We start from the raw sequence: 26,073 nt of genomic DNA on the forward strand, positions 1-26,073 counted from the left end.
AAACTGTCGAAGAAGGAGTGACTTATGTATTCAGACACTGATTTGCTCAATCAAATCAAACAACGCGACCCTGTCGCGTTAGAACGATTATACGATCGTTACGAAAAAACACTCTTTCTTCTGTTCCGTCGCACACAAGTGGAAGATGCACTCATTCATTCCGCGATGACGCAACTATTCAGAACTGTTTGGGAACAACCGACACGTTATCCGAACTTTCAAGGATTCATTTTGCATACATTACGACAACTCAGTAGTAAAAGAGAACATATTCCGACTCGTTGAAAGAATCAGTTATTCTCTTTCGACATGAGCAGAATGAACCCTTTAATTGTATGCTTTATTCAGAGAAGAACAGCTTCGTTTGTTCTTTTTTTGTTTTGTCCTTTCTTTTTCGATACAGGCATGCTATATTATTAAGTAATTATTGTTGTTCGGTGGAGATACGAAGTGTTTCACTTTATATTCGATGAAATTGATCACGGTAGTAATAATCAGTGTGCCAGTCACACGCAGGAGGCAATACACATGGAACAAGGTAAAGTAAAATGGTTTAACGCAGAAAAAGGATTCGGCTTCATCGAGCGCGAAAGCGGAGACGACGTATTCGTACACTTCTCAGCAATCCAATCTGAAGGTTTCAAATCACTTGACGAAGGTCAAGAGGTTTCTTTCGAAGTTGAAGAAGGTCAACGCGGACCACAAGCAACTAACGTTGTAAAACTTTAATTTCCTTTAGACCCTGCTCACGCAGGGTCTTTTTTGTGTTTATATATGCTACACTAGCGATTCAGGAAGAAAGGAGATGTAATATGACACTTGAACAAACCATGCAACACCTTCAAGAGGCTATGCTAAAAGGAGATTTATCACAAGTCTCGCCTCTATTATCTCCCGAATTTACGTTCATCGATGCGTTAGGGCGGTCTTTCGATGCCGAGACCTACCTCGATCATTACGTGGATCCTGCAAACATCCGCTGGTTATCCCGGACCGATGATTTTTCATACATTGATCATTTCGAAGATACGGCAATCCAGTATAGTTTGACAGAAGACCGATTTGAATACGGGACAACTCAATACGTTGGTCGTTTCCGGATCGTATCCATCTATCGTGCTACGTCAGATGGTTGGAAATGGCACTTTGGTCAATTGACATCTCTTGATCCGGCGTAACGGATTCAAGGGATGTTTTTGTTTTCATGTTCCATTCATCGTCAGTTGGAATTGCTTCTCATTTTTCATTCCGTTACACTTGAGTGGTACATATTTTCTGAAAATTCAAGAAGGAGTGTTCCTCATGACGGTTTATAACTTCTCTGCCGGTCCTGCAGTCCTTCCTGCCCCGGTCTTATTGAAGGCTCAATCCGAGTTACTCGATTATGAAAATTCAGGACAATCCGTTCTTGAAATGAGTCACCGTTCGCCGATTTTTGAATCGATTCGGGATGCGGCTGAACAATCCTTACGGAGACTGATGTCGATTCCCGATACGTACTCCGTCTTGTTTCTTCAAGGGGGAGCTACACTTCAGTTCGCGATGTTACCGCAAAATCTAGCAACGAAGACCGGACGGGTTGATTTCATCGATACCGGTGGTTGGTCGACAAAGGCGATGGCAGATGCCAAACGGTACGCCTCGGTCAATGTGCTCGCCTCATCCGCTGATCACGGATATCGCTTCATCCCAGAAGGTCCGTTCACGTCAACGGCCGACTATCTGCATATTACTTGGAACAATACACTTGAAGGGACAACGTATCAGACACCGCCTCTCGTTGATGTGCCACTCGTCGCAGACGTCTCTTCTTCGATTTTGTCTGAACCATTGCCAATCGAGTCATTCGATGTGTTGTATGCTGGTGCTCAAAAAAACCTTGGCGTCGCTGGTTTGACGGTCGTCATCGTGAAGAACGCGTTGCTAGATTGTGTTCCTGACACGATCGGCGCCTACTTACGGTATGACATCCATGCCAAACAGCGGTCTCTGTACAACACGCCGCCGACATTCAGTCTTTATATGACGAAATTAGTGCTCGAATGGATTGAAGAGACCGGACTCGAGACGATCGCGGCACGAAACGTCTCACAAGCACACATGTTATATGAAGCAATCGATCAATCCAATCTCTTTCATAACCATGTAGCCGTCAAGGATCGAAGCCGGATGAACATTCCGTTCTCGACCGGAAGTGAGTCGGAGGATGCTGCGTTCTTGAACTTTGCTGCGCGTCACGATTTAATCAACCTTGCCGGTCACCGCTCGATTGGTGGAATGCGCGCGAGTCTTTACAATGCGATGCCGACCGAAGGAGTTACGGCACTGATTCACATCATGCACCGTTTTGAACAGGGGGAACGTTAAATGTATCAAATTCAACTATGGAATGATTTATCGGACAAAGGATTAAAACGATTCACAGATGACTATCACGTTCAGCGAGAAACGGAACAACCAGACGCTTTTCTCGTCCGCAGCAAGGATTTACATGACATGCGCTTTCCAGATAGTCTTAAAGCCGTCGCCCGAGCCGGCGTCGGTGTCAATACGATTCCACTTGATCAACTCGCAAACCGCGGGATTCCCGTCTTTTCGACGCCAGGCGCTAACGCGAATGCCGTCAAGGAACTCGTCATCGGTAGTTTATTCCTGACGGCGCGAAAGCTCGTGCCGAGTCTGCTTTGGACGAACAACTTACGCGGACCGGATATTCCGGAGCGGATCGAAGCGAACAAAAAACAATTCGTCGGAACCGAGTTACTCGGGAAACGAATCGGAATCGTTGGACTTGGGGCGATCGGGGCAAACTTAGCCAACACTCTCCACGAGCTTGGCATGACCGTCACAGGCTATGATCCACACATGTCCGTCGAGTCCGCTTGGCGCGTCTCGAATCAGATTCAGCGGGCGACACAGCTTGAGGATCTTCTCGCGACAAGTGACTATATCACGTTGCACCTGCCGCTCGTTGACGCAACGACAGGTTTACTCGATGCATCACTCTTCTCGAAGATGAAACATGGCGCGACCCTACTCAACTTCTCGCGTGGCGAACTTGTCGATGAACAAGCGTTAGCAGACGTACTCCGGTCCGGTCGACTGGCGAACTATGTGACGGATTTCCCGAACGCCTTCATCTTGTCCCTCCCCCGAGTCATTGCCTTACCACATATCGGGGCATCGACAAGTGAAGCGGAGGAAAACTGTGCCATCATGGCGGTCGATCAACTGCGTCTGTTCCTTGAGACAGGAAACATCCGCAATGCTGTCAATTTTCCAGCCGTCGAGTTACCGTTCACTGGAAAACGACGGATTACGATTGCGCACCATAACATTCCGAACATGGTCGGTCAAATCGCTTCGGTGTTAGCACAAGAGTCGATCAATATCGCGAATATGATCAATGGTAGTAAAGATGCAATTGCCTATACGATCATCGATATCGATAACCATGCGGATGAATCAATCTCGCTCGACCGACTGAATCAGATTCCTGGCGTCTTGAAAACACGTCTACTTTAAAAGGAGTGAACTCCATGCCAACTTTCGAACCTTTTGCGGCGTTACGACCGGACTCAAAATATGCGGCAGAATTTGCCGCCTTACCGTATGATGTTTATTCGCGCGAAGAAGCACGTTCTGAGATTCGACGTCATCCGCTGTCTTTTTTGCGGATCGATAAAGCAGAAGCCACCCTTCCGTCATTGATCGCTGAAGATGATCCACGCGTTTATCAGCAAGCGGCGCTTGCCTTCGAAGAGAGTCAAACAAACGGCATTTTACAGCTCGACACGGACGAGACGTATTATATCTATCAATTGTCAGACGGGACACATACACAATCCGGTTTCGTCGGATGTGTTGCCGTCAGTGATTACGAGACGAATCAAATTCGTAAACATGAATTCACACGTCCGGATAAAGAGCGCGACCGTGTCCGACACGTCGAACAGTTGCAAGCACATACGGGACCAATTTTACTGGCGCACCAGACGGATGCACAACTCGAAGCAATCGTCACGACCGTCACTGCTGGCGATTCCCTATATGATTTCACCGTCGATGGAGTGACGCATCGAATTTTTAAAATCACTGATCGTAATCATTTGTTGACGATCGGGAGCCAGTTCGCCCGTCATGATGCTCTCTATATCGCTGATGGTCACCATCGCGCTGCAGCAGCAGCCATCGCTGCCAGTCGGACGGACCAGGAGGAAGCCCAACGTTTTCTTGGCGTCTCTTTCCCGCAGGATCAATTACGGATTCTCGGATACCATCGCGTCGTTGAAGATTTGTACGGTCAATCGGTCGTTGACTTCCTCGAACGATTAGCCCATCGCTTTACGATTACAAAAGGACGTGCCGAACAAACGAAGCCTCACCAAATCGAGATGTATCTCAATCGACAATGGTATACCCTTTCGTACGATTCTGAACGAATCGGGACGAAAGCGAATCTCGACGTCTCGATTTTACAAGAAGAGTTGTTGACACCGTTACTCGGTATCGAAGATCCACGGACGGACGCACGAATCCAGTTCGTCGGTGGTCATAAGGGGTATGCCGGTCTTGAGCAGATCGTGGACTCTGGGCATGCCGCTGTCGCCTTCCACTTACATCCGACTTCGATCGAAGATTTAATGGCTGTGGCTGATGCCGGAGAGGTAATGCCGCCGAAATCGACTTGGTTCGAACCGAAACTTCGGAGCGGTTTACTGATCCATCCGTTTGATTCGTAATGCACACCAAAAAAGCAAGTCGCGGATGCGATATCCACGACTTGCTTTTCTTATACGTGTCGCAAAAGAAGAGCCGACACAGGTTCTACTTGAATAGTGCCCGACAACGTCGTTGTATCCAACAGACTTTCATACGTTCCTTCAAGCGAAAGAGATTGCGCCTCTTCACTGACGTTGACGACGAGCAAGTAAACCTGTTCGCCCTGACGTCGCTCGACAATAAATGTCTGTTTTGTATCATCGATCCTTTGGAAATGATACGTTCCGGCATTTGCTAAAACCGGATGCTGTTTTCGAAGGGCGATCAACTGCGCAACGTGATCGAACAACTCACGGTTTTGTTTCGTCTCGTCCCACTCCATACACGCACGGTTGGCCGGGTCTTGCCCACCCATCATTCCAATCTCATCACCATAATAGATGACGGGTGTACCCGGAAACGTCAACAGTGTGGCGAAGAGTAACTTCATCCGATCAATGTTTCCTTTCGCACGTGTTAATGCACGCGGCGTATCATGCGAGTCAATCAAATTGAACATGACCTCGTTAACATTTTGAGAATGCCAGTTTAAATTTCGGCTGACTGCATGTGAGAAATCACGAACGCTCGTCTCGCCCGTCGCAAAACAAGTCAAAAAGCTCTCGGTCAAACCGTAATTCATGACGGCATCAAATTGATCGCCGAGGAGCCACGGTTGCGAATCCGTCCAGCATTCACCGACGATATAACATGTTCCGTTCGCAGCCCGGACTTCCTTGCGAAACTCACGCCAAAATGCATGATCGACTTCACTTGCGACATCCAGACGCCAGCCGTCGATTCCGAATTCCTCGACCCAGTAACGTCCGACGTGAAGCAAATAGTCTTTGACGTCCGGATGGGCAGTATTTAACTTCGGCATGTTCCGTTCAAACGCAAACACTTCATAGTTCGGAATCGATGGATCGACTGGGAAGGAACCAATCGTAAACCAATTGGCGTATTTTGAATCTTGCCCCTTTTCTAAGACATCCTGAAAGGCGGGGTGGTCTTCACTAATATGGTTGAAGACGGCATCGAGTAATACGCGGATACCGTTCTCATGTAGCACATCGATCATCTTGCGGAACGTTTTCTCGTCACCAAATGCAGGATCAAGCTTCAGATAATCAAGGGTATCGTATTTATGATTCGATGGTGCCTCAAAGACTGGGCAGAAGTAGACACCCGTGACACCAAGACGTTGTAAATGATCGACGTGATCGATGACCCCTTGAAAATCTCCACCAAAGAAATTCTGAAAAGCCGGTGCTTCACTTCCCCACTCCTTCGTTCCCGCTGGATCATTTGCTGAGTCACCATTCGCGAATCGTTCCGGGAAAATTTGATACCAGACCGTATCCTTCACCCACTCCGGTGTATCAAAGACATCCGTTGCATGAACATATGGCACAGAAAAATAATAGCCCGGATGATCGAGTGGCGCTTCGTCATACCAGCCACGCTCGGTTAAAACGGCTGTCGTATCGCCATGAACCTCAAACCCATATCGTACCCGCTTCCGTTCTGGACGGATTGCAACGAACCAATAGTCATACGTCGCATCACTTCCATTGTGTTGCATCGGCATCCGCTCTACTTTCCATGATTTTTCTTTCTCCGGATCAAAATTCCAATCTCGGTCTTCTTCTTTTTCCGCTTCCCATTCGTACGGATCACCATATATCAATTCAACTTTTTCAATATCGTCTTTAGCCGTCATGAGTCGGACATGGACCGTCTCTTGATCGTAAGCATAAACGAACGGTGATAATGCGCGATGAACTATCCCAGCCTGGTTCAAATTCTGCCACTCTCCCTTAAATTGATATTTCTCTATCGGTAAAGTTCCTTTCTTCCACATCGCTTAAACGTGTTTAATAGAAATTCAACGGTTCCACCGACATTTTAGTTCAGTCTGTCAGGTAGTTTAAGGTATACTGATAACGCATAGGAAATCACGGATTTCTGACATTACGGAAAGAGAGTGGATACGAAATGGGTCGTAAATGGAATAACATTAAGGAAAAAAAAGCATCAAAAGACAAAAATACGAGTCGGATTTACGCAAAGTTCGGTCGTGAGATTTATGTAGCGGCTAAACAAGGTGAACCCGATCCAGAATCAAACCAAGCATTAAAGGTCGTTCTCGAACGAGCGAAGACATACAACGTGCCACGTGCCATCGTCGATCGGGCGATTGAAAAAGCAAAAGGTGGAGCGGAAGAAAACTACGATGTCTTGCGTTATGAAGGGTTCGGTCCAAGCGGTTCAATGGTCATCGTCGAAACGTTGACGAACAACGTTAACCGGACGGCTTCTGACGTTCGTGCTGCGTTCGGAAAAAATGGCGGAAACATGGGCGTTAGCGGATCCGTCGCTTATATGTTCGATGCGACGGCAATCTTTGCCTTTGAAGGTAAAACTGCGGATGACGTTCTTGAATTGATGATGGAAGCGGATATTGATGTGCGCGATATCCTCGAAGAAGACGAATCTGTCATCATCTACGCTGAGCCGGAACAATTCCATGCTGTACAAGAAGCGTTGAAAGCTGCAGGCATTACTGAGTTCTCACTTGCCGAACTCGTCATGCTCGCCCAAAACGAAGTCGCGTTGTCTGAAGACGACGTCGCCCAATTCGAAAAAATGATCGATGCACTGGAAGATCTTGAGGATGTGCAACAGGTCTACCATAACGTAGAACTATAATCAAAAAGACAAGGGGATGGTCACGACCATCCCCTTGTCTTTTTGATTATAGTTTCTCTATCGGTTAACGCCCGGAATCGGTCACGCACCGTCTATATGTATCATAAAGTATGAAACGCGTTTCATAACAAGAACAAAAAAAGATTCATTTGTGATGTTTATTTCTTGAATTTAATGGGAATAGTAATATTCGGAGTTGATTATAACTTATTTTGCTTTGAAGAAATAAAAGGAGGAACGAACGATGACATATTCTTTAATTGAAACATTCAAACACATCGTAAGCGAGGCAACTAGCTTTAAGCGCGTTGATTTCGGAGGTTACGATATTTATATGCAGACAACAGATGGACGAACGATTACGGCACACATCCGTTATGATGGTGGTGGTACGGACTTCAATGAAGCTTATTTAATGCTTGAATCGAGTACCGGTCAACGTCGCACAGCGACCTTAACGCTTTATCAATTCGAACATCTCTCTTCTTATACTGCACACAGTGAACGGACACGTGCCCTAGTCACAACAAGTGCTTAATGACCATAAAACACGCCTCTCATTCGAGAGACGTGCTTTTTTAATTTTCTTCTCGCTCGAGGCGTTCGAGTTCTGCGTGTGTTTGTGGGAATCCATTCGCTTGCCAATCTGCCCGATGAATGGAATCCAGTTGTGTCAGTCCGACTTCAGCCGGATCGCGTTTCGCGTCGACACTTGGACGATGGTCAATATCATCTGAAGTCGATTTTCGTTGTTGGTATTGTTGATAGGCGATTGTCGCAATCGCTGCTAGACCACCTAAAATAACACCTGTCTTGAATGTTGCTCGCATGAAAGTTCCCCCTCTATGATCATTAGTTGTGCTCTAGATAAATGTACCCGCGTTCCTTGAGTTTGAATCATTCTTCTCATGGATCCACGTGTTTTTTGAAAAAAATCAAAAAAAATTTCAGCCTATTTCTGCCGTGTTCCTACATATTTAATAATCAAGAGAGAAAATGGCTCTATCCCTTATGCTTCAACGCTTCACGTCATGCAAGAAGGAAAAAAGTACGCTATACTTGTTTCAGAAACATCTTCGACGAACAAAATGAATCGTGTCTTCTACTGGACAGTTCCGAGCTTCGACAGCTTGCGTTCGCGTCCCTTTTTCATTTTTGGTCGTCGATGTCACAAAGGAGGGAATTTCGTGTCCGTGATGCACGGGGCTATTTTACTGCCCATATTGATCAGTCTTTTCATTCCGCTTCTAGCGAAACGCCTTCCGAACATTCATACCGGTTGGTTCGTACTTGTCGTACCAGTACTGCTCGTTTCGTATTTCAGCCGCTTTCTCCCTGGTACGATGTCAGGTGAGACCTTTACGGCACGCATGCCGTGGATACCATCGCTCGGTATCGACTTCGTCACATATCTTGACGGACTCGGCTTATTGTTCGCACTATTGATCACAGGAATCGGCTCACTCGTCGTTCTTTATTCGATTTTTTATTTAGATGCGAAAAAAGAATCCCTCGGAACATTTTATGTCTATCTGTTGATGTTCATGACCGCCATGCTTGGGGTCGTGCTGTCAGATAACATGATCGTCCTCTATCTGTTCTGGGAATTAACGTCGATTTCGTCATTCTTATTGATTGCTTACTGGTACGAGCGGGAACGTTCTCGTTACGGCGCTCAAAAATCGATGCTGATCACCGTCTTCGGTGGACTAGCGATGCTTGGGGGAATCGCGATTCTCTCTACACTCAGTGGATCATTAAGTATTCGTGAGACGTATGCTTCACTTGAATCGATTCAAGGTGAACCCTTCTTTATGGTCGCTCTTGTTTTATTCTTGCTAGCTGCCTTCACGAAATCGGCTCAATTTCCGTTCCACATCTGGTTACCGGATGCGATGGAAGCACCGACTCCTGTCAGTGCCTACTTGCACTCGGCAACGATGGTCAAGGCAGGATTGTATCTTGTCGCTCGTTTTAGTCCGATTTTTGCGGATGAGTCGCTATGGTTCTATCTCGTCTCATCTGTCGGAATATTCACCTTATTCTGGGGTTCACTCAATGCGGTGAAACAACATGATTTGAAAGGAATCCTTGCTTACTCGACGATTTCTCAGCTTGGATTGATCATGTCCTTACTTGGACTCGGAGCTGCCGCCTTACACGTCGACGCGTTAGATGACGGATTATATACGATCGCGACAGTTGCTGCGATCTTCCACCTGATCAACCACGCGACGTTTAAAGGCAGTCTCTTCATGATGGCGGGAATCGTCGATCACGAAACTGGTACTCGTGATATTCGGAAGCTCGGTGGCCTTGCGCAACTCATGCCGATTTCGATGACGATTGCGATGATCGGGACCCTTTCGATGGCAGGGATTCCACCGTTCAACGGGTTCTTAAGTAAAGAGATGTTCTTGACAGGTGTACTTGAAGTTTCAGGATCTGACTTGTTCCACTTATCATCTTACGGTTGGATCATTCCTGTACTCGCCGTCGTCGGAAGTATCTTTACGTTCGTCTACAGCATCCTGATCGTCCGCAGAACGTTCTTCGGTAAGCGGCAAGACGACAAATTGCCGAAAACACCACACGAGGCACCGATTGGCATGTTGATTCCACCACTCGTCCTCGTCTCGCTCGTCGTCATCATCGGACTCTTCCCGAATCTATTATCGGATACGTTGATTCGACCGGCAGTCGAAGCGATCTTACCGCAAGTCGTTGATGCCGGTGGCAAGATTGATGTGCACATTACGATGTGGCATGGATTCAAACCAGAATTTTTCCTGACGTTACTCATCTTTACCGTCGGGTTCATCTTGTATAAGACACTGCCACGTTGGCAATCCCTCTACAATCGGATGCCTCGTGCCGTCTCCTTGAATCATCAATATGACGCTTTGTTACGTCGTGGTGAACAGACATCGACACGGATCCATGATACGGTCATGACCGGCTACATGCGGTCGTATCTCGTCTACATCTTCGGATTCATCGTTATCTTGATCTTGACGGCACTATACGGGTTTGATGCCTTCCGCTTCGCGGTTGATCCAATCAGCTCAATTCATGCGTACGAGATCATCCTTACACTCGTTCTCGTTTCGAGTGCACTCTCGATCACCTTTGCGCGTTCACGACTGACATCGATTATCTTGCTCGGTGTGACAGGTTATACGGTCGCTCTGTTCTTCGTCTTGTTCCGAGCGCCAGACCTTGCCTTGACGCAACTCGTCATCGAGACAGTATCGGTCGCTCTGTTCCTGCTCGTTTTCTATCGTTTACCGGAAATCAGCCGGAAAGAAGAGCGCATTCCGTTCAAGCTCGGCAACGCCTTGATTTCGGCACTTGTCGGATTGACGGTGACACTCGTCGCACTTGCTTCTCTCAGCCAACGATCGTTTACTTCAATCGCCAAATATTACATCGATAATGTCGCTGATCTGGCTGCTGGCGGTAATATGGTCAACGTCATTCTCGTCGACTTCCGTGGCTTCGATACGTTGTTTGAGATTGCCGTTCTCGCACTTGCCGGAATCGGAATTTACACGATGATTAAATTCAGACGAACAGGAGGGATGGATAAATGAAAAAGCAGACAAAAAAGCATACGAATGACGTCATCTTAGAGTCCGCGACTTCCTTTATCACGTTCATCATCTTCCTGTTTGCTGTCTACTTGTTCTTTGCTGGACACTATACGCCAGGTGGCGGTTTCATTGGTGGTCTTGTGACGGCGTCTGCTCTTGTCTTGATTTTACTTGCTTACGACATCAAGACGTTGCGCCGGATTTTGCCATTCGACTATAAATGGATCACGGCTCTTGGTATGTTGATTGCCGTACTGACGGCTTCGGGAGCGCTTGTCTTTAACGTCCCGTTCTTCACACATGCACATGACTATTTCAACCTACCGTTATTCGGTAAGACATCACTTCATACGGCGATGTTATTTGATCTTGGTGTTTATCTTGTCGTCGTCGGTGTGACGATGACGATTATTCAAACGATTGGGGAGAGTGATTAATATGGAAATCATCATGGCGATCGCCGCAGGCATCCTGACGATGTGTGCCATTTATCTCATTCTTTCGAAAAGTATTCTTCGCATTATCATCGGAACAGGGTTGCTCAGCCACGCTGCCCATCTACTCGTCATGACGATGGGTGGATTAAAACGAGGCGCGGCTCCGGTTTTAAAGGATGGCGTGACTTCCTATACGGATCCACTACCGCAAGCACTCGTCTTGACCGCCATCGTCATCAGTTTTGGTGTCACTGCCTTTTTCTTGGTACTCGCTTACCGTGCTTATCAAGAACTCGGAACCGATAATATCGAAGAGATGAAAGGAACCGATTCGAATGATTAACTTACCGCTTCTACCAATCATCATCCCTTTGTTGACGGGTGTCATCTTGATGTTTTTCCCGCGACACCTCAAAGGACAACGGATCGTTTCCCTCTTTTCGACGATTTTGACTGTCTGTGTCTCCATCTATCTTGTGCTGACTGTCCGGTCAAACGGCATCTTAACAGTCACACTCGGTAGTTGGCCAGCACCTTTTGGTATCACGCTCGTCTCTGACATGCTATCCGCTTTACTCGTCACGACGACGAGCATTCTTGTTCTTTGTATCATCTGGTATGCCATTGTCTACTTGAGCGTTTCCTATCAACGATACTACTATTTCATCGCCGTTCAATTCCTGCTCGTTGGTGTCAATGGTGCCTTTACGACAGGTGATATCTTTAACATGTTCGTCTTCTTCGAAGTCTTCCTGATTTCGTCTTATGTCTTAATCGTTCTCGGCGGGAAACCGGCACAATTACGAGAGTCGCTGAAATATCTTTTGATTAACGTCATCTCGTCCGCGTTATTCGTCATGACGGTTGCCTTCTTGTACGGAATCATTGGATCACTGAGCATGGCGGATATCAGTCAAAAGATTTCAGAGGTCGGACAGCCGGCAATCCTCAACGTCATCGCCTTGTTATTCCTGATCGTCTTCGGATTAAAAGGTGCGATCTTCCCGCTCTACTTCTGGTTACCTGGTTCTTATCAAGTACCACCGACGCCTGTTCTAGCTCTGTTCGGTGCCTTGCTGACGAAGGTCGGGGTCTACGGGATTTTACGGACGTATAGTTTGTTCTTCTCAAATGAGATTGGAACGATTCATCAAATCTTAAGTATCCTTGCGCTCAGTACGATCGTCATCGGGGTGATCGGTGCGCTCGCGACACGGGATGCGAAGCAAATCATCATCTACAACATCATCGTCGCAGTCGGGGTCATCTTGTACGGGGTTTCCCTCATGACACCGCAAGCACTAGAAGGTGCGATTTTCTATCTTCTTCATGATATGTTGATTAAAGCTGCTTTGTTCCTACTCGTTGGAATCATGGTCGGAATTGCCGGATCGAGTAAGCTGAAAGATATGGGCGGGATGATCAAAGCCTATCCTGTATTAGGTTGGACGTTCTTCATCGCGGCGTTATCACTTGCCGGGATTCCACCGCTCAGCGGATTCATTGGGAAATTCCTGATCGTTCGTGGTGGTATTGAAGCCGGTGAGTTGATTGGACCAATCATCGTTCTACTATCGAGTCTGCTCGTCTTGTATTCGGTCGTTCAATTGTTCATGCGTGCCTTTTGGGGAACACCGAAGACCTACTCTGGTGATAAACAAGCGCTTGTTCCAAAGCTGCTAGTTCCTACGATTGCCTTAGTTGCGCTCAGCGTTCTCTATGGAGTAGGTGCTGAGGCGATGCGTCCACTGATTCAACAAGCCGTCGAACCGTTGACGAATCCAACGCTCTATATCGATGCCGTACTAAAAGGAGGTCGTTAATTCATGCCATTTCAAGTCTTGCTCAACTTATTTCTTGCATTCTTGTGGATGTTTCTCTCCAACAATTTCTCGGCCTCCGGTTTCGTCATCGGTTACGCGCTAGGGTTGATTGCGATGTTCGCTTTCCGTCGCGGCTTCAAAGGACGCTTTTATCTCGGACCTGTCGTCGCACTCGTCCTATTGTTTTTCCGCTTTCTCTACGAGCTTGTCGTCGCGAACATCGATGTCTTGAAAATCATCTTAAAGCCGAAGTTAGATATTCAGCCTGGTATCTTCGCTTATGAGACCGAACTCGATCAACCGTGGCAAATCACGTTGCTGTCGATGTTGATCACATTGACACCGGGAACGCTCGTCGTTGATATCTCGGATGATAATAAGACACTCTACATTCATGCACTCCACATGCCAGAGGTTGATGAAGCAGTCGCTTCGATTCGTGAAAGTTTTGAGAAAGCCATTCTGGAGGTGAGTCGGTAATGTTCGATATTTTAATCTATATCGCACTCGGGGGTGTCTTTCTCTCGATGCTCGGTCTGTTTTACCGGGTCATCAAAGGACCAAGTGTGGCGGATCGTGTCATTGCTCTTGATTCGATTGGTATCAGCTTGATTTCAATCGTTGGCCTTGTCTCGATCATCTTACGGACGAGCGACTACCTCGAAGTCATCCTGTTGATTGGTATACTCGCCTTCATCGGTACGGTTGCCTTTTCAAAATATATCGAGAAAGGAGAGATCATCGAACGTGATCGCAATCAATGAATTGATCGTCGCGGTCTTCGCCTTGCTCGGTATGGGATTTAGTCTCGTCACCGCGCTTGGTCTGATCCGCTTACCGGATGTCTATACGCGTGCTCACGCTGCATCTAAAAGCGCGACATTAGGTGTCATGTCGATTTTAATCGGCGTCATCATCTATTTCGTCACTGAAGATGGATTCTTCTCCTCTCGTGTCGTTCTCGGTATCCTGTTCGTGCTCATTACAGCACCGATTGGAGGACATCTGATCGCTCGTGCTGCATATTACAGCAATGTGCCGTTATGGAAATCGTCTGTTCGTGACGACTTGTCTCAGAACAAAGAACATGTGGAACCAAAGAAACGCCAAGATGATGTATAAGTATCACCATGACAAAACCCTCACTTCCATTCATGGAAGCGAGGGTTTTTGATTAAGAACGCTGTAAAGGTGAGGCAGCAAACAAGAGTGCCAACTCATCACGATTATCCAGCAATTCTTCTAATGTATGCTGTTCCAGTTCCCGGATAAAAGCTCGAAGCGCTCGTCCGAGTACACCTTTTAGACGACATCCTGGTTCGATGACACAATGACCGTTGCTTCCAAAACACTCGACGATATCCATCGGTTCCATCTCCCGAACGACTTTCCCGATGTTGATATCTTTTGGATCACGAATCAAACGGAGTCCGCCTGACCGACCTCTGGTTGATTCGACATAGCCAAGTTTCGCTAACTGTTGTGTCACCTTCATTAAATGGTTGGATGAGATGCCATAATGATTTGCAATCTGCGGCATTGGTGTGATGACATCCCGGTGCACCCCGAGGTACATCAACACACGTAATCCATAATCCGTATACTGTGTAATTCTCACGATCCTCACTCCATTCCTTCCCAAAACTGCACTGTTATCGTACCATGAAATACGAAACTGACTACATTGTTTTGTCTCATGATTCGAAATTCTGATAAACCTCTATAGGGTTTACGTATGGAATGAAATATTGGATTTAATATACGAGTTTTAAAAACAAAAAAACTATTCCTCCTTTCCTGTTCGAAAGAAGAAATAGTGCTATTTCCTTTTTACCTTATTTTTTGTACAGTCCTTTCACGACATCATTAAAACGGTCGGCATAGTTCGTAAAGACTCCCGTGACACCATAATCAAGCATACGAACCATATCCGCTTTTTCATTCACTGTGTACGGGTGAAGTAACAAATCATGCGCCCGAATTGCTGCGACGTTCTCACGTGTCAATGCTTTGAAGGAAGGACCGACACCGACCGCATACTGGCGGATTGCTGTTAATCGATCATCCGTCAATGCCTTGACTTCATTTGCTTCCATCAACTGAACCAATGGAACGTTCGGGTCGATGGCTCTGACTTTTTGAAGACTTGCTTCACTAAACGACTGAATCAAGACTTGTCCTGATTTGACCTTGTTACTCGATAATCCGTTCTGCTTTAGTACGTCGAGCAATTTCTGTTCCATTCCCGGGTACACTTCCGGTGATTTCGTCTCGATGTAATAATTCGCATGCTTCCCATACTTACTCAAGACTTCTTGAAGCGTCGGAACTTTCAGACCGACATACGATTTTTTCGCAAGGGTCGGGTTCGCTTCATTGAACCAGCTACCGGCATCAAGTTTCTTGATTTCAGCAAGCGTTTTATCTTTGACGGCACCCGTTCCGTTCGTCGTCCGATCAACCGTTTCATCGTGCATTGCAATCAATTGACCGTCTTTTGTCATCTGTAAATCAATTTCGATGTAATCTGCTTTAAATGCCTTATGTCCCATTTCATAAGCTGGCATCGTATGCTCTGGCGCGTATCCCGAAGCTCCGCGGTGAGCAACACTGATGATGCGATTTGGATCGAGTAACGATTTTCCTTTTGAATGTGCGCTGACATCTTCTGTCGGAAGACCTGTGCTTAATACGGCTCCTGCTACCATCGTCAATCCAATTTGTTTCAACATAATCAATTCCCCCTTGAAATATTCTTACAACACTTATCCTAAATCGTATGTATGAAGCTGATATAGAGATGATGTAAATGTCGTTTCGTATTTTGATGACAAAGTGATATCAACAAAAAAGTGCAATCCTTCTCGTTAGAGAAAAATTGCACTTTGTCTTCAGTCTCAAAGACCCGCATCTAAAATGGGTTTTTTTATGATTACGCTTCGAAAATCAATGACTCTGGATCTTCGAGGAGATCTTTAATGTGTTTCAGGAACGTAACCGCTTCTTTTCCATCAACGATTCGGTGATCGTAGGAGAGTGCGACATACATCATCGGACGGTTTTCCATGCGTTCAGCATCGATTGCTACAGGGCGCAAGTTGATTGCGTGCATCCCGAGAATTGCGACTTGTGGACCGTTTAAGATCGGTGTCGACATGAGTGAACCGAATGTACCACCGTTCGTGATCGTGAACGTACCACCCGTCAAATCAGATAGACCGAGTTTGTTATCGCGCGCCTTGACCGCTAATTGAATGATGTCTTTTTCAATCTCAGCAAAGTTCTTTTTGTCCGCATCACGAACGACTGGAACGACGAGACCATCTGGTGCTGAAACGGCAATACCGATATCGTAGAATTTCTTCAGGACGATTTCGTCGCCTTGAATCTCAGCATTCAAGTATGGCATTTTTTTAAGTGCTGCGACTGCTGCTTTTGTAAAGAATGACATGAAGCCGAGTTTGACTTCGTTTTCCTTCACGAATTTTTCTTGGCGACGTTTACGTAGTGCCATGACCGCTGACATATCGATCTCATTGAATGTCGTCAACATCGCTGCCGTTTGCTGGACTTCAACGAGTCGGTTCGCAATCGTCTTACGACGGCGTGACATCTTGATTCGCTCTTCCGGTTTCCCAGGAGCGGCTGCAGGTGCTGGTGCCGGTGTAGCGGGTTTCGTAGGAGCCGGTTTTGCTTGCTCACGTGGTGCTACTTCAAACGTCGCGACGTCTTGGACGCGGATGCGACCAAGTGGATCTTGCGTCGCCACTTGTGCTAAATCGATTCCTTTTTCACGAGCCAGTTTACGGGCAGCAGGTGAAGCAATCGGACGATCCGCAACAGACGTACTTTCAGTCGCTGCTACTGCCACTGGTTGTTCCGCTTTTTCTTCTGCTTTTGGTGTCTCTTTTGGAGTTTCTTGTACTGGTTCTGCCGCAGCCGGTTTTGGAGCCTCGCCACCAGCAGAGATGACAGCAATCGTTTCCCCGACGCGAACTGTATCTCCTTCAGCAGCCATCACTTCCGTCAACGTACCTGCTTCATCTGACGGTACTTCGATGTTGACTTTATCTGTCTCGAGCTCAACGATGGCTTCCCCTTTTTCCACGTAATCACCTGGTTGTTTTAACCAAGACGCCACCGTTCCTTCTGTAATTGATTCGGCAAGTTCTGGTACTTTGATTTCCATCGTATTCTCCCCCTATGACTCGATTCTATCTTAAGTTATGATGTGTGATTCGATACGTGTGATGGTGCTGTTGGAGTAGAAGCAGTCGCTGTGAGTGCATCATTGATGATACGTGCCTGCTCTACTTTATGACCTGACGGGTCACCTTCCGCTGTACTCGAACGGCGACGACGACCGATGTAACGGACGGTTTGAATGCCGTTCGGTGCAACTGTCTCAAGACGCGGTTCCATGAAGGACCACGCACCCATGTTTTTCGGTTCTTCTTGCACCCAGACCATCTCTTCGACGGCTTCATAGCGCGCGATGACTTCTTGTAAGGCTTTCGCCGGGAACGGATACAACTCCTCGACCCGGACGATCTGTAGCCAATCGAGATTCTCATCTGATTTCGAAACGGCTTCCGCTAGATCGATTGCCATCTTACCAGAACAGAACACAAGACGTTTAACACGATCTGGTGCTTCTCCGAGCCCTGATTGTTCGATGACACGTTGGAAACTACCTTCCGTCAACTCAGAAACATCGGATGTCGCAAGCGGATGACGCAAGAGACTCTTCGGTGTCATGACGACGAGCGGTCGGACTTCCTCTTTTCCGAGAATCGCTGCTTGTCGGCGCAATAAGTGGAAGTACTGGGCTGCGCTCGATACGTTCGCGACCGTCCAGTTTTTCTCACCCGATAACGTCAAGAAGCGTTCTAAACGACCACTCGAGTGTTCTGGTCCTTGCCCCTCATAACCATGCGGAAGCAACATGACGAGACCTGACGTTTGTCCCCATTTCGCGCGGCTAGCTGAGATGAACTGGTCGAAGATGACTTGACCTGAGTTCGCAAAGTCCCCATATTGCGCTTCCCATAATACGAGTGTTTCCGGAGCGAAGACGTTATAACCGTATTCAAAACCAAGTACACCTGCTTCAGACAACGGACTGTTGTAGACCGAGAATGATGCAGTTGCCGTTGACAAGGCATGGAGTGGCGAGAAGCCTTCTCCTGTTTTCACATCATGAAGATTAATGTTCCGTTGTGCGAACGTTCCCCGTTCAGAATCTTGACCGCTCAAGCGGATGGGTGTTCCATCTGAGAGGATCGAAGCGAACGCCAACGTTTCGGCATGTCCCCAGTCAATTCCGTTCTTCGTCGAGAACGCATCCGTCCGGCGCTTCAGGACTTTCTCAAGTTTATGGAACACTTGGAAGCCATCCGGCCACTGTAATAATTCTTCATTGTACGCCGTCAATGTTTCGATCGAGACCCCTGTCTCGATTGTCGGAACGCCTTTAAAGACGACGTCCGGCATGACCCCACCATACTCTTTCTCGACGTTCGGTACTTTTTCGCGCGCCGCTTTCATTTGGTCATTGATTGATGTTTCAATCGATTGAATTTCGTCAGCTGTCGCATCCCCGTTCGCGACAAGTGTTTTCCCGTACAAGACACGAATTGGGTCATGTTTATGAATCAAATCGTATAAGACCGGGTTCGTATTCATCGGTTCATCCATTTCGTTATGACCAAAACGACGGTATCCGATCAAATCAATCATGACATCCTTCTTGAACGTTGCCCGGTATTCGCTCGCGAGCAACGCGACAGCAAGACAGCTTTCCGGCTCATCCGCGTTGACGTGGAAAACTGGGATCTCATACCCTTTGGCAAGATCACTCGAGTAACGCGTCGAACGGGAGTCCGTCGGCTCCGTCGTGAAGCCGATCGTGTTGTTCGCGATGATGTGAATCGTTCCGCCGGTGTTATATCCTTTGAGATTCGCTAAATTTAATGTTTCAGCCACGATTCCTTGGCCTGGGAACGCTGCATCACCGTGGATCAGGATTGCAGCAGCAGCCGCTTGATCTTGGCGTGGCGCACCTTTTTGTGAGCGATCATCTTGTGCCGCACGTGTGAAGCCTTCGACGACTGGATCAACGAACTCAAGGTGCGACGGGTTGTTCGCAAGCGTCATCCGCACGTTACGTGTCTCTTGCTCGAGTTTTCGGTTTAAACCGAGGTGATATTTCACGTCGCCCGTCCAACCGTACGTGATCCCAATCGAGCCTTCAGATGGTACGAGGTCGTGGTTCGGTGCATGTTGGAACTCAGCAAAGATCATTTCATATGGCTTCCCGAGTACGTGCGCCAAAACGTTCAACCGTCCACGGTGTGCCATTCCGATATTGATCGTCTCCGACCCGTTCGAGATGAGGTGTCCGACGATCGTGTCGAGCAATGGCACCATCGCATCTAGTCCTTCAATCGAGAAGCGTTTTTGACCGACATATGTTTTATGCAAGTATTTTTCGAAGAGGTCCGTTTCAGCTAAGCGTTTGAACAACTGTTTCTTTTGTTCAACATCTAGCGTCGCTGTCAAAGCACCTTGCTCGATTTTCTGACGGAGCCATTTCTTTTCATCGAGATCATCGACATGCTGAAACTCAACTGCGGCTGCTCCCGTGTACTGCGCTTTTAAATGTTCGATGCCTTCAAACGCGTCCTGTACACCAGTTGGTGGTTCAGGGCAAACGAGTGACACTGGCATTTTACGAAGATCTGCCTCTGTCAATCCGTACTGACTCAATTCGAATAACCCTGTTTCTCGCGGATGGTCCTTCAGCGGATAGATATCCGCCGCAAGATGTCCTTTTGCACGAATTTGTTCCGCTAAACGATTCGCCGCAAGATATTTTTCGAAATCTCCTGTCTCGACTTGCATCGGTACGACTGGTTCCGTCACGGGTGCACCATGCTCTTCGAAATAAGCACGTGTCTCCTCATCAACGGATGTCTTGTCTTCTAAAAAACGCTCGTACAATTCAATGATGTAGCCAAGGTTTGGTCCATAAAATGCTTGTTGATCTTGCTCGTGGCCTGCCATGTACGGTTCCCCCCGTTTCTATATTTCTCCCCACACATCCAGTGGATACTAAATGTGTTTCCAGCCCTCTACCTGTTAGCGCTTTCAAAAGGAATTGCATGGATGAAACGCTGAACGTCATGAGAAGGAATGATCGTGTCATTCTTCTATGAAAGTGCCTTCGTTACTATATTACTACTCTTTTCCTGTGTGTGCATTTCGAATTCCCAAATTCTCACGCTTAAATGTATAAGTTTTTCTTATGAGCGCTTAGCCAGTTATTTATGATTCGCCAAAAAACCGGCGTATCCGCATTTAGATACGCCGGTTCAATCATAAGACTTTACTGAGGAACGATTGCGTCCGTTCGTGTTGTGGAGAATCAAACAATGCTTGTGGTACGTTCTCTTCGACGATATAACCACCATCCATGAATAAGACGCGATCTCCGACCTCACGAGCAAATCCCATCTCATGGGTCACGACGACCATCGTCATGCCTTCAAGAGCAAGTTGTTTCATGACGGCAAGCACGTCACCGACCATTTCTGGGTCAAGTGCTGACGTTGGCTCATCGAATAACATGATTTTCGGATTCATTGCAAGCGCGCGGGCAATTGCGACCCGCTGTTTTTGCCCCCCAGATAATTCACCTGGATAATTATCGGCTTTTTCCCGTAATCCGACTTTATCGAGGAGTTCAAGCGCCCGCTGTTTCGCCTGTTCTTTATCCGATTTGCGCACTTTGATCGGTGCAAGCGTGACGTTTTCTAGTACGGTCTTATGCGGGAAGAGATTAAAATGTTGAAAGACCATCCCGACTTCTTCCCGGACCTTGTTGATATCGACTTTTGGACTCGTGATGTCGAAATTATCGACGATGACGGTACCACCTGTAATCTCTTCCAATCGATTCAAACAGCGTAGAAACGTACTTTTCCCAGATCCCGACGGACCGATGACACAAACGACTTCTTTTTCGGCAATCGAGACGTTGATGTCTTTTAAGACTTCATTCGAACCGAATGATTTCTTTAGATTCTTTACTTCAATGATACTCATCGTAATGTAAACCTCCGTTCCAAGAACTTCGCCACTAAGGACAAGAGATAAATGATGACGAAGTACATCAATCCGACGACGGACCAGACGATGAATGGTTCAAACGTCGTTGACTGCTGCACTTGACCTTGTTGCGTCAAGTCAGCGATGCCGATAATCGACAACAACGAGGTATCTTTTAAGCTGATGATCGATTGGTTCGTAATCGTTGGTAACATCCGACGAAATGCTTGCGGTAGGATGATCTGTACCATCGTTTGACGCCCTGTCATTCCGAGTGAACGTGCAGCTTCTGTTTGTCCTTTATCAATCGACTGGATACCAGCTCGAATGATTTCCGCAAAATAAGCACCGGCATTGATTGCGACCGTCAGTATCCCTGCATACATCCGGTCCATCGATAACCATTCGAGCGAATTGAGTCCAAAGTAGATGAAGAATAATTGAACGATGAACGGCGTTCCGCGAATGACATCGATGTAGACGATCGCGATCCCGTTTAAGATTTTTAATGGTGATAATCGCATCAATGCGACGACTAAGCCAATCAGAAAGCCGACGATGACCGCGATGATGAAAATATACAATGTGACTTGAAGCCCTTCCAAGAAAAATGGAAATGCGGTTTTGACCACTTCCATTGGTTATCCCACTCCCTTATCGCCTTGCGACTTATTTCAGATACGTGTCAACGATTTTATCGTATTCACCGTTTTCTTTCAGATTCGCAAGTCCTTTGTTGATTTTCTTCATCAGATCCTCGTTCTCACCTTTTAAGACAGCGATTCCGTAGTTGTCCCCGTTGAGACGGTCTCCGACAAGTTTCAATCCAAGGTTTTGTTGTTTGTTGGCATATGAGATGACAGGATAATCTTCAATCAAAGCAGCAGCGTTACCGTTCTTCACTTCTTGGAACATCGCTGGGCTGTCATTGAACTGTGTGACTGTGAAGCCAAGCTTATCTGCGTTATCCGTTGCATATTTCGCACCAGTCGTTCCCTTTTTGACGGCCACTTTTTTCCCTTTTAAATCGTTGACGGATTTAATACCATTCTCATCTTCTTTGACGACTAGAATAAGACCAGCTTTGAAGTATGGATCTGAGAATGTGACGACTTTCTTCCGTTCTGGCGTAATACTCATACCGGCAATGGCAACGTCCAATTGATTTGCTTGAAGTGCTGGAATGATGCCGCTAAAGTCCATCGCTTCAAATTGAATCTTGAAGTTCTGATCCTTCGCGATTGCTTTCATGAGATCGATATCGATTCCCTTGTACGTATCTCCGTCTTTATATTCGAATGGTGGATACGTGACGTCAATGCCAACCTTGTACGTCTTTCCTTCTGACGACTCTTCCTCTTTCGAACCGATGCTACACGCACCAAGCACGAGAACACAGCTCATCAAGAGCGCTAACAAGATACTCCCTTTTTTCATCTTTGTTTCCCCTCTCCTATGTGTTAAAGATTGTTAACTCTACTTAGTACTTTCCCTGAAGAGTACCCTCTTTAAAACGTATTTTACCAGAAAAGTTCTAAAAAGATAAACTTTTCTGAATTTTTATTCGTTGTAACCGTTTTCTATTCAGCAACAAAAAAGGAGGCAACCCCTTGTTGGGATTGCCTCCTTCAATCATTTATGCCGCCGAGAGGACTTGAACCTCCACGGTGTTGCCACCACTAGATTCTGAGTCTAGCGCGTCTACCAGTTCCGCCACGACGACGTTGATTTATGATATTAATATAGCGGGTAACGAACTGAGTTGTCAATCATTTCGCAAGATGTTGCGAACGAACTTCTCGACGACATCATCATACAATGCCGGATCCTCGAAATAGGCCATCGCATGAGCGGCATTCGGAATGACGACGAGTTCTTTTTCCGTTGGACAAGCTTCATACAGCTCATATACCATGTCTGTCGGTACGAACGTATCCGCCCCACCATGGATGAACAAAATCGGCACCTGTGCTTTTTTGACTTGTTTCAGCGCTGATGCTTCACGGAACGTATAACCTGCCTTTAGCTTCGTCAATACACTCGTCATCCCTAAGAACGGGAAGTGTGGTAGTCGGTACATCCGCTTCATCTGATACGCAAGGACAGCATTGACGGACGTATAGGCACAATCAGAAATGATTCCTTTGATTTGTGGTGGGAGTTGCTCGCCACTTGTCATCAATACGGTCGCCCCTCCCATCGACACTCCATGCAAGAACAGTTTCGCATCCAGTCCGATCCGTTCGATCAGATAGTTCGACCAACTGAGACAATCTTCCCGGTCATGCCATCCGAATCCGATATAGTGACCATCACTCATCCCGTGTCCACGATTATCGGGCATCATGACATGGAAACCGGCTTGATGGTACAGATAGGCGAATCCGGCTAAATCCGTTCCGACGCCTCCGTACCCGTGCACGAGAATGACGATCCGATCTGACGGAACAGGTGACGGAAGGAAATGACCGCGTAACGTTAAGCCGTCTTTCGCTTCAATCTCGATCCGCTCAAGCGGTTGCTCCTTGATCCACGTCTGACCAGGTTGCATCAATCGGACCATCTCGTCACTCAAATCTCGATTATTCGATAAGAATGGCTTTGGATTCGTAGCGATTGCCATCTCATAAAAATAATAACTCGCTGCTACTAATCCGGATCCGATGACTCCGATTCCAATTTTTGTTCTGCGACGCATCTGCCCCACTCCTTCTTTCCGTTATAGCTCGATCTTCAGTTGAGCAGCATGGTCATCCTCTTCATCCTGCAAGACTTGTTGACGTAATCGTTGTTCTTGTTGCTGACGCCGGTAGGCAAACTCTTGAATGAGCTCTGTACCCGTGAATCCATCTTCTACGAGTTCGCTCAATAAATCCGTTTCTGTCTCGACGACCTCGCCCGGACGTCGCATGACGAGAACATCTCCGACTTGTGCAATCAGCAATTCATCTTCTAGACGAAGTGCATCGTAAAATGGTTCCGGTAACGTCATCCGACGGGTCTCCGGGTTGATATGGACGCGTTTATAAACGCCTAATGCTTGAAACTTACGACGTGCCATTGCGTGCTCTCCTTTTTAGTTGAACGTCAGATCGATTCGTGAATCTTTTCCTTGAATACGAACCGTACCCGTCGCTCCATTGATTAACGTCAACTGTGGCGGCTGATGACCGATGTCAAGATCGTATAAGACTGGTAAGCCCGTCTCATCCGCTAGATATTGATACACGTCTAGCCATGTCAGGTCTTCTGTAATCCTTGCAGACGTGCGCCCGAATAAAAAGCCAGCCGCATGGTCGAACCACCCAGCATACGCCATTTGTCGCAGTGTCCGGTGCACCTCTGCAGAATTCGCTTCAGACACCTCGAAGTACCAGAGAATCGGTTCTCCGTTGATCTCTTCATGCTGGAAACGTTGCACATCTCCATACGGTGTCCCAATCAGATGGCGAATCGTCTCCAAACACCCACCAAGTAAACGTCCTGTTACCTCGGTTCGCTCATCAAGTGCTTTCCATTCCGTCGCTTCCGATAGCTGAAATAAAGAACCTGCTGGACGTTCTTCATCAGTCCACTCGGATTGATAACGATCGGAAGCCCACTGTGTAACGGTTCCTCCAGTTGGCGTCGCGAGCACCCGTCGCCAGGCACTTGTCGTCTCATCCCATTCTTCACTTCGAAGCTCAACGAAATTCGGACCATGTGCTGTTGCAATTCCCGTCTGCAGCGTCAGACTGAGCAATAACGTACTGATATCAGAATAACCAAGCAACCATTTTGTTTGGTAAGTAGCTAGCGTCAACTCGGGTAAAAGATCAATGGCACGTTCTCCACCAAATGGCGGGATGACGGCATCAATCGTCTCATCCGTCATCATGTGATTCAATTCCTCCGCCCGTTGTTTGACCGGTGCACTCTCAGCAAGTTGATGCGACCAAATCGTTTCACCTAAACGGACGTTCATTTGCCGTGCTTGTACCTGTTCAACTGCTCGTTCGACCCATTCCTGTTGCTGTTCACGTAATCCGGAGGAGGGCGCCGTCACTCCGATCGTTTGACCTGTCCAACCTAAAAATGGATATTTCATGGTGACCCCCTATAATGTCATTGTGTGAAACTATCTTCTCGTCAAAATATGAGTTCATTATACCGTTCTTATGCCGCATTACCAACTTTTATCCTGTTCGAACGTCATGATACGAACAAAAAAACACGATTCCGTACGAGCGACCTGAATGATCAAGTCACCTCGACGAAACCGTGTTTGATTTTTCATTAGCTTGACGCTGATAGTTCAGCGTATTCCTCTTGCGTGAACGCACGGGAGCGTGTCAAAAAACGTTTCCCTTCGACACCTTCAAGAGAAAACATTCCGCCTCGACCATCCACGACATCAATGATGAGTTGCGTATGTTTCCAGTACTCATATTGATCTTCATGAATATAAAACGGACAACCACCAATCTCTCCCAGTTTTTTATCCTGATCTCCTAGGAATAGATCACCCTGCGCAAAACACATCGGGGAACTGCCATCGCAACAACCACCAGATTGATGAAACATCAACGGACCGTGTTTTTCTCTCAACTGGTCGATTAACTCTAGACAAGCTACCGTCGCCTGAACACGTTCCACCAT

The 26,073-nt window shown here is 47.0% G+C and carries 28 protein-coding genes and 1 tRNA gene; 15 read left to right on the forward strand and 14 right to left on the reverse strand.

All coding sequences use genetic code 11. From position 1 onward, the window contains the following. Positions 1 to 24: 24 nt before the first annotated feature. The 6 genes from K7G97_RS09620 (at position 25) to K7G97_RS09645 (ending at position 4,742) form a co-directional block, all read left to right on the forward strand. Positions 25 to 285, forward strand: a complete 261-nt coding sequence (locus K7G97_RS09620) for an RNA polymerase sigma factor (protein ID WP_055968430.1) — start codon at positions 25 to 27, stop codon at positions 283 to 285. Between the two features lie 243 nt (positions 286 to 528). Beyond that, positions 529 to 729, forward strand: coding sequence for a cold-shock protein (locus K7G97_RS09625; RefSeq protein WP_023468529.1), 201 nt, complete (start codon positions 529 to 531; stop codon positions 727 to 729). Positions 730 to 812: 83 nt separating this feature from the next. After that, positions 813 to 1,178, forward strand: a complete 366-nt coding sequence (locus K7G97_RS09630; RefSeq protein ID WP_223040461.1) for a nuclear transport factor 2 family protein — start codon at positions 813 to 815, stop codon at positions 1,176 to 1,178. Between the two features lie 124 nt (positions 1,179 to 1,302). Continuing rightward, on the forward strand, positions 1,303 to 2,367 hold the full coding sequence (gene serC, locus K7G97_RS09635; RefSeq protein ID WP_223040462.1) for a 3-phosphoserine/phosphohydroxythreonine transaminase: 1,065 nt from the start codon (positions 1,303 to 1,305) through the stop codon (positions 2,365 to 2,367). Continuing rightward, entirely contained in the window at positions 2,368 to 3,525 is a 1,158-nt protein-coding gene (locus K7G97_RS09640) for a phosphoglycerate dehydrogenase (RefSeq protein WP_223040463.1), read from the forward strand. 14 nt (positions 3,526 to 3,539) lie between these two features. Further along, positions 3,540 to 4,742, forward strand: coding sequence for a DUF1015 domain-containing protein (locus K7G97_RS09645; RefSeq protein ID WP_223040464.1), 1,203 nt, complete (start codon positions 3,540 to 3,542; stop codon positions 4,740 to 4,742). Positions 4,743 to 4,792: 50 nt separating this feature from the next. Here K7G97_RS09645 and K7G97_RS09650 read toward each other — a convergent pair whose 3' ends face one another. Then, positions 4,793 to 6,625, reverse strand: coding sequence for a glycoside hydrolase family 13 protein (locus K7G97_RS09650; RefSeq protein WP_262415732.1), 1,833 nt, complete (start codon positions 6,623 to 6,625; stop codon positions 4,793 to 4,795). Between the two features lie 134 nt (positions 6,626 to 6,759). On the opposite strand from K7G97_RS09650, the gene K7G97_RS09655 reads away from it, so the two are divergent. Then, positions 6,760 to 7,473: a YebC/PmpR family DNA-binding transcriptional regulator gene (locus K7G97_RS09655; protein ID WP_023468535.1), complete on the forward strand. Its 714-nt coding sequence runs from the start codon at positions 6,760 to 6,762 to the stop codon at positions 7,471 to 7,473. A 244-nt stretch (positions 7,474 to 7,717) separates the two neighbouring features. After that, positions 7,718 to 8,011 (forward strand): hypothetical protein, encoded by a 294-nt coding sequence (locus K7G97_RS09660; protein WP_023468536.1) that lies wholly within the window; start codon positions 7,718 to 7,720, stop codon positions 8,009 to 8,011. Positions 8,012 to 8,051: 40 nt separating this feature from the next. Here K7G97_RS09660 and K7G97_RS09665 read toward each other — a convergent pair whose 3' ends face one another. Next, complete coding sequence (locus K7G97_RS09665; RefSeq protein WP_029341919.1) at positions 8,052 to 8,303, reverse strand: hypothetical protein; 252 nt, start codon at positions 8,301 to 8,303, stop codon at positions 8,052 to 8,054. Between the two features lie 357 nt (positions 8,304 to 8,660). On the opposite strand from K7G97_RS09665, the gene K7G97_RS09670 reads away from it, so the two are divergent. The 7 genes from K7G97_RS09670 to mnhG are packed head-to-tail and all read left to right on the forward strand — an operon-like array spanning position 8,661 to position 14,448. Beyond that, complete coding sequence (locus K7G97_RS09670) at positions 8,661 to 11,066, forward strand: Na+/H+ antiporter subunit A (RefSeq protein WP_223040465.1); 2,406 nt, start codon at positions 8,661 to 8,663, stop codon at positions 11,064 to 11,066. Beyond that, the gene (locus tag K7G97_RS09675; RefSeq protein WP_023468539.1) at positions 11,063 to 11,503 is read left to right on the forward strand and encodes a Na(+)/H(+) antiporter subunit B; all 441 of its coding nucleotides are present in this window, start codon (positions 11,063 to 11,065) and stop codon (positions 11,501 to 11,503) included. The genes K7G97_RS09670 and K7G97_RS09675 overlap by 4 nt, the downstream gene beginning before the upstream one ends. A 1-nt stretch (position 11,504) precedes the next feature. Beyond that, positions 11,505 to 11,846: a Na(+)/H(+) antiporter subunit C gene (locus tag K7G97_RS09680; protein ID WP_023468540.1), complete on the forward strand. Its 342-nt coding sequence runs from the start codon at positions 11,505 to 11,507 to the stop codon at positions 11,844 to 11,846. After that, entirely contained in the window at positions 11,839 to 13,326 is a 1,488-nt protein-coding gene (locus K7G97_RS09685) for a Na+/H+ antiporter subunit D (RefSeq protein WP_223040466.1), read from the forward strand. The genes K7G97_RS09680 and K7G97_RS09685 overlap by 8 nt, the downstream gene beginning before the upstream one ends. Before the next feature lie 3 nt (positions 13,327 to 13,329). After that, positions 13,330 to 13,806 carry a Na+/H+ antiporter subunit E gene (locus tag K7G97_RS09690; RefSeq protein ID WP_223040467.1) on the forward strand — a complete coding sequence of 159 codons (477 nt, stop codon included), beginning with the start codon at positions 13,330 to 13,332 and terminating at the stop codon, positions 13,804 to 13,806. 47 nt (positions 13,807 to 13,853) lie between these two features. Continuing rightward, entirely contained in the window at positions 13,854 to 14,090 is a 237-nt protein-coding gene (locus K7G97_RS09695; RefSeq protein WP_369792030.1) for a Na(+)/H(+) antiporter subunit F1, read from the forward strand. After that, positions 14,074 to 14,448, forward strand: coding sequence for a monovalent cation/H(+) antiporter subunit G (gene mnhG, locus K7G97_RS09700; RefSeq protein WP_047395592.1), 375 nt, complete (start codon positions 14,074 to 14,076; stop codon positions 14,446 to 14,448). The genes K7G97_RS09695 and mnhG overlap by 17 nt, the downstream gene beginning before the upstream one ends. Positions 14,449 to 14,500: 52 nt before the next feature. Here mnhG and K7G97_RS09705 read toward each other — a convergent pair whose 3' ends face one another. The 12 genes from K7G97_RS09705 to K7G97_RS09760 all read right to left on the reverse strand — a co-directional run bounded on the left by K7G97_RS09705 (position 14,501) and on the right by K7G97_RS09760 (position 26,073). Then, positions 14,501 to 14,944, reverse strand: coding sequence for an Rrf2 family transcriptional regulator (locus tag K7G97_RS09705; protein WP_050678277.1), 444 nt, complete (start codon positions 14,942 to 14,944; stop codon positions 14,501 to 14,503). Between the two features lie 217 nt (positions 14,945 to 15,161). Next, positions 15,162 to 16,058, reverse strand: coding sequence for a glycerophosphodiester phosphodiesterase (locus tag K7G97_RS09710; RefSeq protein WP_223040468.1), 897 nt, complete (start codon positions 16,056 to 16,058; stop codon positions 15,162 to 15,164). Positions 16,059 to 16,258: 200 nt separating this feature from the next. Continuing rightward, on the reverse strand, positions 16,259 to 17,515 hold the full coding sequence (gene odhB, locus K7G97_RS09715) for a 2-oxoglutarate dehydrogenase complex dihydrolipoyllysine-residue succinyltransferase (protein WP_223040469.1): 1,257 nt from the start codon (positions 17,513 to 17,515) through the stop codon (positions 16,259 to 16,261). A 35-nt stretch (positions 17,516 to 17,550) separates the two neighbouring features. Beyond that, positions 17,551 to 20,391 carry a 2-oxoglutarate dehydrogenase E1 component gene (locus K7G97_RS09720; protein WP_223040470.1) on the reverse strand — a complete coding sequence of 947 codons (2,841 nt, stop codon included), beginning with the start codon at positions 20,389 to 20,391 and terminating at the stop codon, positions 17,551 to 17,553. A 312-nt stretch (positions 20,392 to 20,703) separates the two neighbouring features. After that, on the reverse strand, positions 20,704 to 21,432 hold the full coding sequence (locus K7G97_RS09725; protein WP_251133480.1) for an amino acid ABC transporter ATP-binding protein: 729 nt from the start codon (positions 21,430 to 21,432) through the stop codon (positions 20,704 to 20,706). Next, the gene (locus tag K7G97_RS09730) at positions 21,429 to 22,073 is read right to left on the reverse strand and encodes an amino acid ABC transporter permease (RefSeq protein WP_223040471.1); all 645 of its coding nucleotides are present in this window, start codon (positions 22,071 to 22,073) and stop codon (positions 21,429 to 21,431) included. Before K7G97_RS09730 ends, K7G97_RS09725 begins: the two co-directional genes overlap by 4 nt. A 31-nt stretch (positions 22,074 to 22,104) precedes the next feature. Next, the gene (locus K7G97_RS09735) at positions 22,105 to 22,872 is read right to left on the reverse strand and encodes a transporter substrate-binding domain-containing protein (RefSeq protein ID WP_023468551.1); all 768 of its coding nucleotides are present in this window, start codon (positions 22,870 to 22,872) and stop codon (positions 22,105 to 22,107) included. A gap of 202 nt (positions 22,873 to 23,074) precedes the next feature. Continuing rightward, a tRNA-Leu gene (locus K7G97_RS09740) sits at positions 23,075 to 23,158 on the reverse strand. 42 nt (positions 23,159 to 23,200) lie between these two features. Further along, positions 23,201 to 24,133 carry an alpha/beta hydrolase gene (locus K7G97_RS09745; protein WP_223040472.1) on the reverse strand — a complete coding sequence of 311 codons (933 nt, stop codon included), beginning with the start codon at positions 24,131 to 24,133 and terminating at the stop codon, positions 23,201 to 23,203. A gap of 21 nt (positions 24,134 to 24,154) precedes the next feature. Beyond that, entirely contained in the window at positions 24,155 to 24,496 is a 342-nt protein-coding gene (locus tag K7G97_RS09750) for a hypothetical protein (protein WP_223040473.1), read from the reverse strand. Positions 24,497 to 24,511: 15 nt separating this feature from the next. Beyond that, the gene (locus K7G97_RS09755) at positions 24,512 to 25,522 is read right to left on the reverse strand and encodes a S66 family peptidase (RefSeq protein ID WP_223040474.1); all 1,011 of its coding nucleotides are present in this window, start codon (positions 25,520 to 25,522) and stop codon (positions 24,512 to 24,514) included. Positions 25,523 to 25,710: 188 nt separating this feature from the next. Next, positions 25,711 to 26,073, reverse strand: a complete 363-nt coding sequence (locus K7G97_RS09760; protein WP_058705350.1) for a DUF779 domain-containing protein — start codon at positions 26,071 to 26,073, stop codon at positions 25,711 to 25,713.

Source organism: Exiguobacterium acetylicum, from assembly GCF_019890935.1.
GTDB classification, from domain to species: Bacteria; Bacillota; Bacilli; order Exiguobacteriales; family Exiguobacteriaceae; genus Exiguobacterium_A; species Exiguobacterium_A abrahamii.

Bases quoted from the DNA above. Each gene is read 5' to 3' on its own strand.
- K7G97_RS09620 (WP_055968430.1), top strand. From the start codon at position 25: ATGTATTCAGACACTGATTTGCTCAATCAAATCAAACAACGCGACCCT.
- K7G97_RS09625 (WP_023468529.1), top strand. From the start codon at position 529: ATGGAACAAGGTAAAGTAAAATGGTTTAACGCAGAAAAAGGATTCGGC.
- K7G97_RS09630 (WP_223040461.1), top strand. From the start codon at position 813: ATGACACTTGAACAAACCATGCAACACCTTCAAGAGGCTATGCTAAAA.
- serC (WP_223040462.1), top strand. From the start codon at position 1,303: ATGACGGTTTATAACTTCTCTGCCGGTCCTGCAGTCCTTCCTGCCCCG.
- K7G97_RS09640 (WP_223040463.1), top strand. From the start codon at position 2,368: ATGTATCAAATTCAACTATGGAATGATTTATCGGACAAAGGATTAAAA.
- K7G97_RS09645 (WP_223040464.1), top strand. From the start codon at position 3,540: ATGCCAACTTTCGAACCTTTTGCGGCGTTACGACCGGACTCAAAATAT.
- K7G97_RS09650 (WP_262415732.1), bottom strand. From the start codon at position 6,625: ATGTGGAAGAAAGGAACTTTACCGATAGAGAAATATCAATTTAAGGGA.
- K7G97_RS09655 (WP_023468535.1), top strand. From the start codon at position 6,760: ATGGGTCGTAAATGGAATAACATTAAGGAAAAAAAAGCATCAAAAGAC.
- K7G97_RS09660 (WP_023468536.1), top strand. From the start codon at position 7,718: ATGACATATTCTTTAATTGAAACATTCAAACACATCGTAAGCGAGGCA.
- K7G97_RS09665 (WP_029341919.1), bottom strand. From the start codon at position 8,303: ATGCGAGCAACATTCAAGACAGGTGTTATTTTAGGTGGTCTAGCAGCG.
- K7G97_RS09675 (WP_023468539.1), top strand. From the start codon at position 11,063: ATGAAAAAGCAGACAAAAAAGCATACGAATGACGTCATCTTAGAGTCC.
- K7G97_RS09680 (WP_023468540.1), top strand. From the start codon at position 11,505: ATGGAAATCATCATGGCGATCGCCGCAGGCATCCTGACGATGTGTGCC.
- K7G97_RS09685 (WP_223040466.1), top strand. From the start codon at position 11,839: ATGATTAACTTACCGCTTCTACCAATCATCATCCCTTTGTTGACGGGT.
- K7G97_RS09690 (WP_223040467.1), top strand. From the start codon at position 13,330: ATGCCATTTCAAGTCTTGCTCAACTTATTTCTTGCATTCTTGTGGATG.
- K7G97_RS09695 (WP_369792030.1), top strand. From the start codon at position 13,854: ATGCTCGGTCTGTTTTACCGGGTCATCAAAGGACCAAGTGTGGCGGAT.
- K7G97_RS09710 (WP_223040468.1), bottom strand. From the start codon at position 16,058: ATGTTGAAACAAATTGGATTGACGATGGTAGCAGGAGCCGTATTAAGC.
- odhB (WP_223040469.1), bottom strand. From the start codon at position 17,515: ATGGAAATCAAAGTACCAGAACTTGCCGAATCAATTACAGAAGGAACG.
- K7G97_RS09720 (WP_223040470.1), bottom strand. From the start codon at position 20,391: ATGGCAGGCCACGAGCAAGATCAACAAGCATTTTATGGACCAAACCTT.
- K7G97_RS09725 (WP_251133480.1), bottom strand. From the start codon at position 21,432: ATGAGTATCATTGAAGTAAAGAATCTAAAGAAATCATTCGGTTCGAAT.
- K7G97_RS09730 (WP_223040471.1), bottom strand. From the start codon at position 22,073: ATGGAAGTGGTCAAAACCGCATTTCCATTTTTCTTGGAAGGGCTTCAA.
- K7G97_RS09735 (WP_023468551.1), bottom strand. From the start codon at position 22,872: ATGAAAAAAGGGAGTATCTTGTTAGCGCTCTTGATGAGCTGTGTTCTC.
- K7G97_RS09745 (WP_223040472.1), bottom strand. From the start codon at position 24,133: ATGCGTCGCAGAACAAAAATTGGAATCGGAGTCATCGGATCCGGATTA.
- K7G97_RS09750 (WP_223040473.1), bottom strand. From the start codon at position 24,496: ATGGCACGTCGTAAGTTTCAAGCATTAGGCGTTTATAAACGCGTCCAT.
- K7G97_RS09755 (WP_223040474.1), bottom strand. From the start codon at position 25,522: ATGAAATATCCATTTTTAGGTTGGACAGGTCAAACGATCGGAGTGACG.
- K7G97_RS09760 (WP_058705350.1), bottom strand. From the start codon at position 26,073: ATGGTGGAACGTGTTCAGGCGACGGTAGCTTGTCTAGAGTTAATCGAC.